The sequence below is a fragment of the Acidobacteriota bacterium genome (assembly GCA_039683095.1).
Taxonomy (GTDB): Bacteria; Acidobacteriota; Aminicenantia; order Aminicenantales; family Saccharicenantaceae; genus RBG-16-66-30.
Window position 1 is genome coordinate 24,893 of the sequence record JBDKSB010000006.1, and the last position, 12,163, is coordinate 37,055.

The window sequence follows — 12,163 nt, forward strand, 5'->3', positions numbered from 1 at the left end:
AGTCGTCCCTGCTGGGAAGTCGTCCAACGGCAGGACTCATGACTCTGGATCATGCAATCAAGGTTCGAATCCTTGCTTCCCAGCCAACTCCCCTTCTCCCTTTTCTCCCGAGAATTCAGCGATTTGCGATAAGACCCGACCCTATCTGCGTTTTCAGTCCAGCTCGTCCCAGAAGGTAACGAGGAATAAGCATTTCTGCAAAATCGATCTTCCTGCGATCCGCAAGGTCTTAACCTACTTTCACAGAACGTCTAGTGCCTTGTGACAGGCCGCCATTGGATCGGAAAAGAAAATTGGATCGACTTTCTCGAGCACCTCACCCGAAACTTCCATAAACGCCCGCTTATTTTCTAGTGGTATCAGGGCCTTTCGGGCTCCGTTTTCCATAGCTATCTAGAGTGGTTCAGCAAGCGCGGTCACTGGCTTATTGTTGCCCTGAATACTGAGGTCTCCCAGGACCACTAGGCCTGCAAGAGCCGGCCCCTTCCTCAAAGCAGATACCATAGCCACAAAGATCGCAAGCCCAGCTTCACAAGCAATTCGATTCCCAAGTAAGTCAATTACCTCGACATGTAGGTCCGTCGAATTGAAGGCTGCCCCAAGACCGAGTTGCACGAAATGCCATTGAAGAAAGCCATACGCTCTCGATAGGCACTCTCGAATAGAGCCTTCCACGCCGCGTGCGGTCTTCAACTTGCCGGAACCTGACGATGTACCTACCTCGTTCCGGAAGATGCCGACCTTTCGCTCGCTACTAACAGATGCCGCATATATGCATCCCACGCGAGCGGATCTGTTGGTATAAGTGCCCGACCACCCTCCTCGGGGATACCTATATATCTTTCCTCGGCGGTTTCATGATCGCGGTATGTGAAGGATGTCTGATGGTACTCAAACCTTTCGGGAACTTGAGAGTTCTGAGCCAGAGGCTAAGGTTGTTCGCACCTCGTTCCGTAGCATGGTCCTTTCTTCTTCCTCCCTCAATATGTCAATCGTAAGAAATTCAATCCTACGTTTTCCACAACACGCACATTCGGGAGGATCGCCGCCATTACGAATCAGCGGGTCGGGTGTTCGAGTCATCCCGGGCGCGCTCCTTTTTCCTCTATATGATCAAAAAGAACAGAGGGCTGGAGCGGGATCCTTTTCCGTCACCGGGCCTATTGTTCTATGCGGATAATTGCAATCGCAGCGGGTGAGCCCGTAGCGAACGGCGAGCCGGCCACGGTTGACAATGCCCCCGTCGTAGCGTTGATGGCAAAGGCGGAGACATTGCCAGAACTCAAATTCGCAACATAAGCGAACTTGCCGGAAGGGTCGACCGCGACGGATACGGGCTCATCCCCCGCGACAAAAGGCGAGCCGGGTACGGCCGTCAGCGCACCCGCAGTAGCATTGATGGCAAAGGCGGAGACATCGTTGGTATCTTCATCCGCCACGTAGACGAACTTGCCAGAAGGGTCGACCGCGACAGATATGGGCAAAGTGCCCGTACTAAACGGCGAGCCGGCCGCTTCTGTCAGCGCACCCGTGGCAGCATTGATGGTAAAGGCGGAGACATTGTCAGAACCATAATTTGCCACGTAGGCAAATTTGCCAGAAGGATCGACCGCGACAGATACGGGCCCATCCCCCGCGACAAACGGCGAGCCGGCCACGGCCGTCAGCGCACCCGTGGCAGCATCGATGGCAAAGGCGGAGACATAGTTAGAATCCAAATTCGCAATGTACGCGAACTTACCGGAAGGGTCGACCGCGACAGATACGGGCCTATTCCCCATGACAAAAGGCGAGCCGGCCACGGCCGTCAGCGCGCCCGTAGTAGCATTGACGGTAAAGGCGTAGACATCGTTAGAATTTGCATTCACCACGTAGGCGAACTTACCAGAAGGGTCGACCGCGACTGATATGGGCCAATGGCCCACGTCAAAAGGCGAGCCGGCTATGGCTGTCAATGCGCCCGTGGCAGCATTGATGGTAAAGGCGGAGACAGTGTCAGAGCTAGCATTCACCACGTAGGCGAATTTGCGGGAAGGGGCGACGGCGACAGAACGGGGCAACCCTCCCGCGGTAAAAGGCGAGCCGGCCACGGTTGACAATGCCCCCGAAGTAGCATTGATAGTAAAGGCGGAGATAGTGTCAGAAAAATAATTCGCCACGTAAGCGTAGTACTTGTAGACCGTGGTCGGAGGATTGTGGTCGCCGTCCCCTCCGGCACTGCAGGCCGCGATGCATACCGCCAATAATCCCAATCCGAGAGCCCGTCCCCAATATGCTTTCATGGCAAAACCCCCTTTTTTGGAAAGATGCCCGAGCCCCAGCCCGTTATATATCCCTTTCCTCGCTCGCCGTTCATGCGGCCCAGGCGATAACGAATAGCCGGCCAGGACCTCATGAAAAGTCATCAAGCGCATTGTCGGGAGAGGGTTCTCCCTAAAACTCCAAAGGCTACGGCTCTCGATATACACCCCCTAGAGCCGATATTGGGCGCTATTTGAGTCGATGTCAAGGATCATGCAATCAAGGTTCGAATCCTTGCTTCCCAGCCAGTTCTCCTTCTCGCCTTTATCCCGAGAATTCAACGATTTGCGATAGGACACGACTCTCTCTTCGTTTTCAGTCCGAAACCGTAATTCGTTTGCGTCGGAACGCTCGTCTGTGCTGGAACGTATCTGGCTCTGGGAATGGCCACTGCTACCTTCTGAATTTGACTTCATGAATGGGCTCGACGAACAGTTTTCGCTCGCCGAATCGGGAAGCCAGGTTCCGGGCAACTGATTCGTCCACCGTCAACCGAAGGAGTATGACGTCGGCCGGCTTCCCGACTGACGGTCAGTCGTACTTGTTCACGAACTCGCCCGTCCTGCTCAGGATCTCGGGCCCATGGCGCAGCAGGAAGTGGCCGCCATCCAGGACGACGAGACGGCTGTTTGGTATGCGGCGGGCCACCTGGCGCGCGCCTTCGATCGGCGGCGCGGGGTCGTCCGCAGCGTGCAGGATGAGCGTCGGCGCCGTGATCCGCTCGAACGGGATCTCGCCGACCGTGGGCGTCGAGATCCGGTTGTCGAACATGATCCCCTCGCTGCGTTCCGAGATAGGCAAGGCGTGTTCGAAGACATTGGCGACGAGGAAGTCCTTCTCCTCCCGCGTCAACAGGAATCCTTCCGGCACGAAGATCCTGATCAGGGTCCCTGGCAGCATCTTGACGGCGAGCCAGTAGGCGAAGTCGTATCTGAAGACGAGCGGCGGCGTCGAGGCGATCCGGGCGCCGGGGACCGCCGAGGATAGCAGGATCAGGCCTTTGGTCCGCTCCGGGTAGTCGACGGCGAACCACATGGCCGAGGGGCCGCCGCCGGAGTTGCCGAAGACGAAGACCTTGTCGATCCCGAGGTGATCGGCCAACTCTCGATAAGCCGCTGCCTGCAGGCGGGAGGAAGCGTTGGCCGGTATCGAGGACCTCAGGTAGCCGAACCGGGAAACGTAAAGAAAGCGGCACCCTTTCGGGAATGTCCCGAACTCGTCGGTCAGCGACAGGCCCTGGTCGACGCCGCCCGTCACGCCGTGCGAGATCAGCACCGTCGGCCCCTGGCCGACAAGAAGATATTCGATGTCGCCGTACTTCGACGAATAGATCCGCGTGGGGATGCGGGCGAGCCGGCCGCGCGCCGCGCCCAGGTCGCGGCGGAAGGAGACGTAAGCGACGGCGACGACCGCGAGGGCAAGGATCAGGAGAACGCGGGAGACCCGCTTGGCGACCTGTCTGAACGAATTCCCCGTACGCTCCATGCCGCAACCGCGCCGTCAGGCGCCGATATATCGCGAGCGCAACGCTGTCCGGTCCCCCGCCTCACTTGGCTGGCGGCGTTTTGTCGTCGCCGTGCGGGCGCTTGGCCAGGAGCAGGTTGTCGATCTGCGACTTCCAGTGGTAGCCGAAGTGGAAGGGCAAGGGCGCGACGCCGGTCGCGGGATTCTCGTAGGCCTGCCGCAGGTCCGCCTGCTCCACGTTGGTGAAGTCCTTGACGGGCTTCCCGTACCGGCCGAACAGGCGGACGTTCCAGCCGCTCTCCACGAAATAGCGGTACGGCACGGCCGTGTCGTCCTGGAGCACATACAGGCTCCGGTCCAGGATGAACGTCCTCAGCGTCGAGAAATCCCCCCAATGCAGGAGATAGGAGCCCGACTTGACGAAGGTGGTCACGCGGCCGAGCCCGGCGAAGAAGCGGTAGAGGGGCGTCTCGGTCCGGAAGGCCTTGTTCTCGACGTCGCAGCAGAAGTAATAGACGTTCCGGGCGGCAGCGTCCCCCGGCTTGAGGTAGGCGATCCTGATCCCGTAGGGGCGGTGCGGCCGGGCGGTCATCTTCCCATAAGGGGTTTCGGCCCAGCCTCCGTCCGCGCTCGGCAGCAGGCGCTTGACCTCGACGATGTCGTAGCCGGCCCGGCCCATGAAGAAGGCGATGACCGGCAAGGCCCCGTCCACCTTGCTGCGCGTGTAGATGTCGTTCATCTCGCGGGTGATGAAATAGCCTCGCTCGAGAAAGCCGGAGACGAGCTCGCCGAGATCGGCGAAAAAGGCGTCCCGCCACTTGGCCGAGGCCCGGTCGAAGTCGGGCAGGTTGCCGACCGGCTCGAGGCCCATCAGGATGGTCTCGCCCACCCCGGGGTAAAGGACGTCGGAGGTGACGAAATCGGGCCCGCCGAACGGATAGAACACGGTCCGCGTGTCCTCCCGGGCCTCCTTGAGATCGACCTCCGCCCAGATCTTCATCGGCCCGAGGACCGACCTGTCGAAATCCGCCCAATGCCCGCCGACCAGCTCGGCGAAGGAATTCCAGGCGGACTCCCCCATCCAGGGCGCCGCGGCCGGCGTCCGGTCCGGCAGTCCGGCGATGCGGGAAAAAAGCCGGCTGAGCGCCGGATCAGCCGCGGCCGCGGCCTGGGCCGGGGCCGGAGCCTGGTCCTGGCCCGTCGTGGGCAGAAGCAAGCCGGCCGGAGGCGTCTGCGCGGAGTCCTGCCCGCATCCGGACAGGACGGACAGTGCCAGGACCAGGAGGACGGCGAACGTCCCCCGCGACGCGAGCGAAGCGACGTGTTTTCGGCTCATGGGATATTGCGCCATTATCCGCGTTTCCGGGGGAAAAGTGAAGAGCGCCGGGCCCGCCCGTCAAGCGAGGTCGACGGCGTGGGTCCCGGCCTCGATCCGGACGACATGGATCTTGGGTGCCTTCCCCGCCGCGGCCTCGTAGTCCCTGCCGACCCGGGCCTCGAACTCGGCAACGGCGCCCGCCTCGACCAGGCTGATGGTGCAGCCGCCGAAGCCGGCCCCCATCATCCGCGAGCCCAGGACGCCCGGCACCCGGCGCGCCGCCTCGACCAGCGCGTCGAGCTCGGGCGACGAGACCTCGTAGTCGTCGCGCAGCCCGGCGTGCGACAGGTTCATCAGCCCGCCGAAAACGGCGAAATCGTTACGGGCCAGGGCCGCCGCGGCCTCCCCGACGCGGATGTTCTCGCGGACGACGTATTCGCAGCGGCGGAAGACGACGGGGTCGAGCTCGGAGCGGTGGTCGCGGAGCAGGTCCAGGGTGACGTCGCGCAGGGAGCGGATGGACGGGTCGTATGCCCGGAGGGCGTTGACCCCGGCCTCGCACTGGCCGCGGCGGACGTTGTACTCCGACGAGGCCAGCTCGCGCCGGACCATGGTATCGGCCACGACCACCCGGAGGTCGTCCCGCTCGAAGGGCAGGTAATCGAAGGTGAGCGAGCGGCAATCGAGCTTGAGGACGCTCCTCTCACGGCCGTGGATGTTGATGAACTGGTCCATGATGCCGCAGCGGACGCCGACGAACTCGTTCTCGGCCCTCTGGGCCAGCTTGACCAGGTCCAGCTTGGAGAGCCCGAGCCCGAACAGGGCGTCGACGGCGAAAGCCAGGCCGCCCTCGATCGCGGCCGACGAGGACATGCCCGCGCCGATGGGGATGTCGCCGCCGAACACGCAGCTGATGCCGCCGACGCGGTGGCCGGCCTTGACGAGCTGGTCCATGACCCCCTGGAGATAGTCTGGCCAGCGCAGGGGCGAGCGATAGAACTGGCCGAGCTCGCAGCGGAACTCCTGGTCGAAATCGCGGGAGACGAAGTGGCAGAGCCCGTCGGCGCGGGGGCCGACGGCGAAGACGACCGCCTTGTCCGTGGCGCCGGGCATGACGAAGCCCTCGTTGTAGTCGGTGTGCTCGCCGATTAGGTTGACCCGGCCGGGGGAGACGACGAGAAGGGGCCGGCCCGGGAACTGCCTGCGGAACCTGTCGGCGATGACCGGGACCAGGGCGTTCATGATCACTCCTTCCGGCCGGAGTCTATCACGAGACGGAACGTGAGGGAAGGGCCTAGACGCCGAAGCTCATCTTCTGGCGGATCTCGGCCGCCTTCTGCTCGGCCGGGGCCAGGACGTCCGGCCCGAACCGGGCGGCCAGGTCGGACGGATCGCGGAAGCGCCAGAAGGGCAGGACCCAGCGGTACTTGGGAAAGTGCCGGCCCGCGCCCGGCGCCGCGTCCGCCTGGCCGATCGGCTGGATGGGGATGGACGGCAGGAAATGGACGACCGCGTCCAGGGTCTCGGCGATGCGCCGGTCGCCGCTCAGGTCGGCGACGATGAACCGGGACATGGCGCCCAGGGTCTTGACGATCTCGTTCTTGTCGCCCGAACCGGGCAAGTCGAAGTCCAGGACCAGGGGCGAGTAGCCGCCCTTCCGGAGGGGCCTCCTTGACGGCCGCGAGCACGGCTTTCCGCTCCCCCGGGAAGCGGCCGATGACAAGAGCCGTGTTCAGGGTGACGGCGAAGACCTCGTCGCGCGCCTGACGGTGATGGAGGAGCATGCCGACGAGCTGGGCCGTCTGGAGGCTGTCGACCGAGAGGACCGGCTGCTGGGCCGGCATGATGTCCAGGTCGCGCTGGCTGGCCCCCTCGGTGCGGACCTCCCAGAGCGAGGCGCCGTAGACGGCGCAGTTGTCCAGCACCGCGCCCTCCAGGTTGGCCCGCAGCAGCGTCGCGAAGCAGAGGTTGGCGCCGGCGGCGTTGGCCCGGACGAGAGAGGTCTCCTCGAGCACCGCTTCCTGGAAATTGGCGCCGGCCAGGTCCGCCCCGGTGAAGTCGGCCCCGGTCAGGTCGGACTTGAAGAAGGAGGTTCGCCGGAGAACGGCCTTGTCCAGCCGGCTCCGGAAGAGCGAAGCCTGGCCGAGATTGGCGTCGTTGAGGCAGGCGTCGAGCAGGCTGGCCCCGCTGAGGTTGGCCCGGATGAGCAAGGCCGAGGTCAGGTCGGCCCGGTTGAGGTTGGCCCCGCCCAGGTCGGCCTGGCAGAGGTTGGTCTTGAAGAGGTTGGCCCGGCTGAGGTCCGCCTGGGACAGGTCGGCGCGAAAGAGCCTGGCCCGGGAGAGATTGGCCCCGCTCAGGTTCGTCCCCGACAGGCGGGCCGCGGTCAGGTCGGCCCGGGCCAGGTTGGCCCCGGCGAGATCGATCTCGGACAGATCGGCGCCAGAGAGATCTGGTATGATCCGGGTGTTCTTCCGGCGCCAGTCGTTCCAGCGCTCCAGACGGTCCCGGACGAGTTCGATGTGCCCCGCGTCCGCCATCGGCTTAATTCTAGGAGGACCCCCCGCCCGTGTCAACCGGCCCTATCTGAGGATCAGGCGGATGACGACGATCTCGGAGGCCCCGGCGGTCCGGACCGGGGGCCCCCAGCCCTGGACGCCGCTGGTGACGATCAGATGGGCCCCGCCCCTGTCGAGGCGGCCCCAGTTCAGGTCGAACTGGCGGCGGGTCAGGACATCGACCGGAAAGATCTGGCCGGCGTGCGTGTGGCCGGAGAGCTGGAGGTCGACGCCGGCGGCCCTGGCCTTGTCAAAACCGTTGGGCCGATGGGCGAGCAGGACGACCGGAAGGTCGCGACGGGCGCCGGCCAACAGGCGGGCCGCGGAGGCCCGGACGCCCGAGCCGGAGTCATCCCTCCCGGCCAGGGTCAGCGCATCGTCTATGGTCACGGCCTCGTCCCGGAGGAGCCGGACGCCGGCCCGGTCGAAAAAGCCCTTCTCCCCCGCCCGGTTGTACCGCTCGTGGTTGCCGGGGACGCCGTACGTGCCGTACGTCGAGACCAGGCCGCGGAGGGCCCGTTCAAAGCGGCCCGTGTCCTGGTCCTGCCGGTCGCCTTCGAGCACGTCGCCGCCGATCAGGATGAGGTCGGGCCTACGGGCATTGACCTTGGCCGCGAGCTCTTTCAGAAGGCGGTCCGAGGTCAGGTCCCGGAAATGGAGGTCGGCCATGAAGACGACGACAAGCTCCCGTGGCGGCGCGGAGCGCCGGGGGACCTCGATCCGGTAGTCCTTGACCCGGAGGACCCGGAAGTTGACCGCTCCCAGGGCGACGACGAGGACCGGGACGGCCAGCGAAACGGCCAGGCGCCAGTTCCTGGACCGCCGGGAGCGCATGGCCTCCCGCGAGGCGACGCCGCTGAGCCGCAGCAGGCCGGCGGCCAGGTCGACCGCGGCCACGGCCATGACGATATAGAGCAGGAGCGGCAGGGCGTAATAGCCGGCGAGGACGACGGCCTCGGACCAGGCGGTCTTCCGGCCGTGGGACAGCGTCTCGGCCGCGGGATACGCGACGGCGATGACGAGGAAGGCCGCGGTCCAGAGGTTCTTCAGCCGCCGCGGGCCGATGAGCGACCGGACCCGCAGGCAGGCGTAGAGGACGAACGGCGAGGCCAGCAGCATTTCGTTCTGGAGGTACACGCTCGGCTATTATAACCGCTTAGCCGGGCCCAGTCACTTCTTGCGCAGCTTGAGCACGCCCTTGACGCTGTCGAGGTCGACCTGGAAGTGCGAGAGGAAATCGTTGCCCAGCAGCCCGGCGTTCTCCTCTTCGCCCAGGTCGTAGACGATGGCCTTGACGTTGAAGACCGTCAGGCCCTCGACCTCCACGGAGTCGAGGTCGACCTGGTAGGCCAGATCGCCGCCGGCCACGCCCTGGATGCCGACGACGGGCGTGCGGTTGTCGATGCGGATCTCCAGCGCCGCCGCGGCCGCCAGCGGGATGATGGTCGTCGTGGCGCCGGTGTCGATGAAGAACTTCTGCCGGTGCTTCTTGTTGAGGTAGGCGTAGACGGGGATGAGCTTGTCGCCCGGGGTGAAGCGGATGGTGACCGAGTCCTCGTCGCGGCGCCCCTCCTCGGCGAGGCGCTCGAGGGTCCGGACCTTGTCCGCGAACTCGTCCGGGTAGGGCTTCCCGTCGCGCAGGAGATCCTCGGCCCGGACCCATTTCTTCTCCAGGACGGCGGCCTCGGCCCCGAGCAGGCGAAGCTCGAGATCGGCAGGCGCCAGCCGGACGACCGCGTCGAAGATCTCGAGGCCGCCGGAGCCGCGCTCGTTGAGGATCTTGTGGAGGGACGACTTGGCCAGATCGACCTCGACGCCGTCGAGCGAGCCCGCGGCCGGGGCGTCCCGCAGGTTCGGATCGCGGCGGAGGTCGGCGAGGAGCCGGTGGGCGGCGTCGAAGCCGCGGGCCTCGTTATAGGCGCCCGCCGCGGCCGCGATCAGGGGGATATCGGCCGCGGCGGCAAGGAGGTCCGGGGCGAGGATCCGCGCGGCTTCGGCGGACTGCCCCTGCTTGACCAGGGACGAGGTCAGGGACGACATGAAGGCGGCGATCGCGGCCGGTTTCAGGAAGGTCGGCAGGTCCTCGTTCCGGAGCAGGGCCCGGCCGCGGAAGCCGGCCGCGAGGGCCCCGAGCCGGATCTCGTCCGAGGTCCCCCCGGGAAGGGACAAGGCCTGGACGAACGCCCCCTCGCGCGAGCCCGGCCGCACGGTCGAGGCGAGCTGGGCGGGCGGGACAGTGCCTTTCGGCGCGGCGCCGTCGATCGGGGCCCAGAGATAGCCGCGGGAGGTCCCGCCGCCGAAGGTCCAGCCGACGATCCGGCCCTGCTGGAAGAGCGCGCCGGGACCGTCTATCTCCCGGAAGAGGGCGAAGGCCTGGAACGAGCCCGCCCGTTCGAGGGGGCCGGGCTCGACGGCGAGCGAGGTCCGGGCCCCGCTCAGGGGACGCCATTCGAGGACGGCCGAACCGTCGTACGGGTCCAGCTCGGGCGTCTCGAGGCCCGGGCCGAGGTCGAAGAGGCAGAGGACGAGAGGATCCGGGTCGGTCCAGTCGGCCAGAGCCGGAGCGAGCCCGGAGGGGCCGGGGCTTTCGAGACGGGGGGCGCGGGACCCGAGGAACGTCCAGAGCGGAAGGGCAGCCCAGGCGCCGTCAAAGAGCGCGCCTTCGAGGACCGTCGGGGCGCCCCGGGCGGCTTCGTCGAGAACGAAGCGGGCGGCGGCGAGGGACGCGGAAGACGACGCCGGTTCGGGTTCTCGGGCGGCGGAAGCGGCCCCGGCCGGAGCGCCGGCCGCCGGGGCCTTCTCCCCCGCCGCGGGGGCGGCGGGTGCGGCCGGACGCGCCGATGGCCGGAGTCCGGGCAGCAGGAAATAGGCCGCGACCAGCAGGACGGCCGCGCCGGCAACGGCCAACACGGCCCAGTGGACGGACCTCTTCGGCTTGACCAGGGAGCCCGTCAGGAGCGCCCCGCAGGCCGAGCAGTATCTGGAGGTCTCGGGATTATCTGTCTTGCAGCGTCGGCATTTCATGGCTGGACCCCTGTTTTTCCCTGAAATAGTTTAGTCGGGGGCCGGAGGCGGATTTCGGAGGGCTATTTTCCGCCGGCGATCAGGAATTCGTAGACGCATGATTCATGAATGGAATCTATAAGATACATTCTGTCGCCGGTTATGGAGAAGCCGTTGAAACGGCTTTCCGGGGCCGGGACGCTGAACATCAGCAGGCCGTCGGCGTCGAAGACATCGAACCGATAGCACCGGCTCCAATCGTCGACGCCGGGGAATCTCCCGAACTTGTCGGGCTGGAGGAGGAAGGTCAGCACCCAGAGCCGGTTCTTCCCGTCAATGGCCGCGCCCCCGGCGACCGAAGTGACCGAGGGCCAGGAAAACACATGCTGCACGGAGCCGCTTGCGAACAGCGTGTCCCTCATGACGTTCTTGATCTCATAGGGCAAGGGCCTGTCGGCCGAGAGGCGCAGCGTTCCTTCCGCCGAATACCGATCGATCCGGTTCTGGTGGGCGTAGGCGACAAAGCAGTCGTCGCCCGCGCCCGCCGCAAAATGGACCACGTTGGCGTTCAGCGACATCTCCACATTGTCATAGGGCCTGATCTCGCCGAACGCGCGCGCGACCGACCCGCCCTGGTCATAGACGGACAGAAGATGGCGTTGCCTTGGTTCGGACCAGACGGACGCGTCGCCCGGCAGGACGACCCGGCCCGACGAGAGGACGGCCAGGCCCGAGGTTCGGAAATCCTCGGTGATGCTGCTGCCGTTCGTCGCCCCGGCCTCGACCGGCCTGAAGCTGTCCACAAAAGTCCCGTCGGTCCGGAACCTGGATATCCTGCTGTCCGCGATGTAGATCAGGTCCCCTGCGGGGTTCAGCCTCATCAGGTACGGCGAAACGAGATCGCCCGGTCCGAGGCCTTTCCTCCCGAAGGACGAAACGAGCTCGTAACGCTCGTTGAAGCGCTTGACGGCGCATCCTCCCCTTTCGAGAACGAGGATATCCCCGTTGGGAAGCCGCGCCGCGTCGGCCGGATCATAGAGAACATCCTTGTCCTCGCGGCCTTCGAGAGCGCCGATCTTCCCCAGGAGCTCCAGCCGCGGGGAGGACGAGGCCTCGACCTGCGGGGCGTGATTATGGACGTACTTGATCCCGTCGATGATCTCGACGGTGAATTTCGAGGCATCGCCCGGATTTCCCGGCCTGCAGGCCGTCGCCGCGGCCGACGTCCATAGAGAGAGCGCAACGATAAGCGCTGAACGTTTCACTTCTCCTCCCCTGATAGACGGAACATCATTCTGCAAAAATAACAGCTACTCGTCAAGGAATGTTCCATTGAACGACATATTGGCGCCAACGGGACCATGCCATCCTTCCTTCAAGTTCGATCGTGGACATAGGAAGAGGGCCTTCCGGGAACGAATCCGAGCGTGAAGCGATCATGGCCCTTCCATATCCGCGGCCTTTTTGATATGAACATGAGGAAAGATTATCCAGAGCATTTGCTGTTTTGAGGAGGATCCCC

At 65.0% G+C, this 12,163-nt stretch carries 9 protein-coding genes and 1 tRNA gene; 1 reads left to right on the forward strand and 9 read right to left on the reverse strand.

The features are described 5' to 3' along the window. Positions 1-12 precede the first annotated feature (12 nt). Positions 13-86, forward strand: a tRNA-Gln gene (locus ABFD52_05155). Between the two features lie 307 nt (positions 87-393). Here ABFD52_05155 and ABFD52_05160 read toward each other — a convergent pair. The 9 genes from ABFD52_05160 to ABFD52_05200 form a co-directional block, all read right to left on the reverse strand. Continuing rightward, positions 394-783 carry a S16 family serine protease gene (locus tag ABFD52_05160; GenBank protein MEN6560146.1) on the reverse strand — a complete coding sequence of 130 codons (390 nt, stop codon included), beginning with the start codon at positions 781-783 and terminating at the stop codon, positions 394-396. A gap of 377 nt (positions 784-1,160) precedes the next feature. Next, the gene (locus ABFD52_05165) at positions 1,161-2,282 is read right to left on the reverse strand and encodes a beta-propeller fold lactonase family protein (GenBank protein MEN6560147.1); all 1,122 of its coding nucleotides are present in this window, start codon (positions 2,280-2,282) and stop codon (positions 1,161-1,163) included. A gap of 550 nt (positions 2,283-2,832) precedes the next feature. Then, on the reverse strand, positions 2,833-3,786 hold the full coding sequence (locus tag ABFD52_05170; GenBank protein ID MEN6560148.1) for an alpha/beta hydrolase: 954 nt from the start codon (positions 3,784-3,786) through the stop codon (positions 2,833-2,835). Positions 3,787-3,847: 61 nt separating this feature from the next. Beyond that, positions 3,848-5,101: a hypothetical protein gene (locus tag ABFD52_05175; protein MEN6560149.1), complete on the reverse strand. Its 1,254-nt coding sequence runs from the start codon at positions 5,099-5,101 to the stop codon at positions 3,848-3,850. Positions 5,102-5,161: 60 nt separating this feature from the next. Continuing rightward, positions 5,162-6,325 (reverse strand): galactokinase, encoded by a 1,164-nt coding sequence (galK, locus tag ABFD52_05180; protein ID MEN6560150.1) that lies wholly within the window; start codon positions 6,323-6,325, stop codon positions 5,162-5,164. 2 nt (positions 6,326-6,327) lie between these two features. Next, a complete protein-coding gene (locus ABFD52_05185) occupies positions 6,328-7,620 on the reverse strand; it encodes a pentapeptide repeat-containing protein (GenBank protein MEN6560151.1) in 1,293 nt (430 codons plus the stop codon). 42 nt (positions 7,621-7,662) lie between these two features. Beyond that, positions 7,663-8,775, reverse strand: a complete 1,113-nt coding sequence (locus ABFD52_05190; protein ID MEN6560152.1) for a metallophosphoesterase — start codon at positions 8,773-8,775, stop codon at positions 7,663-7,665. A gap of 33 nt (positions 8,776-8,808) precedes the next feature. Continuing rightward, on the reverse strand, positions 8,809-10,662 hold the full coding sequence (locus ABFD52_05195) for a retroviral-like aspartic protease family protein (protein MEN6560153.1): 1,854 nt from the start codon (positions 10,660-10,662) through the stop codon (positions 8,809-8,811). 62 nt (positions 10,663-10,724) lie between these two features. Further along, positions 10,725-11,906 carry a hypothetical protein gene (locus ABFD52_05200; protein ID MEN6560154.1) on the reverse strand — a complete coding sequence of 394 codons (1,182 nt, stop codon included), beginning with the start codon at positions 11,904-11,906 and terminating at the stop codon, positions 10,725-10,727. Positions 11,907-12,163 lie beyond the last annotated feature (257 nt).

Bases quoted from the DNA above. Each gene is read 5' to 3' on its own strand.
- galK (MEN6560150.1), bottom strand. From the start codon at position 6,325: ATGAACGCCCTGGTCCCGGTCATCGCCGACAGGTTCCGCAGGCAGTTC.
- ABFD52_05175 (MEN6560149.1), bottom strand. From the start codon at position 5,101: ATGAGCCGAAAACACGTCGCTTCGCTCGCGTCGCGGGGGACGTTCGCC.
- ABFD52_05165 (MEN6560147.1), bottom strand. From the start codon at position 2,282: ATGAAAGCATATTGGGGACGGGCTCTCGGATTGGGATTATTGGCGGTA.
- ABFD52_05195 (MEN6560153.1), bottom strand. From the start codon at position 10,662: ATGAAATGCCGACGCTGCAAGACAGATAATCCCGAGACCTCCAGATAC.
- ABFD52_05185 (MEN6560151.1), bottom strand. From the start codon at position 7,620: ATGGCGGACGCGGGGCACATCGAACTCGTCCGGGACCGTCTGGAGCGC.
- ABFD52_05170 (MEN6560148.1), bottom strand. From the start codon at position 3,786: ATGGAGCGTACGGGGAATTCGTTCAGACAGGTCGCCAAGCGGGTCTCC.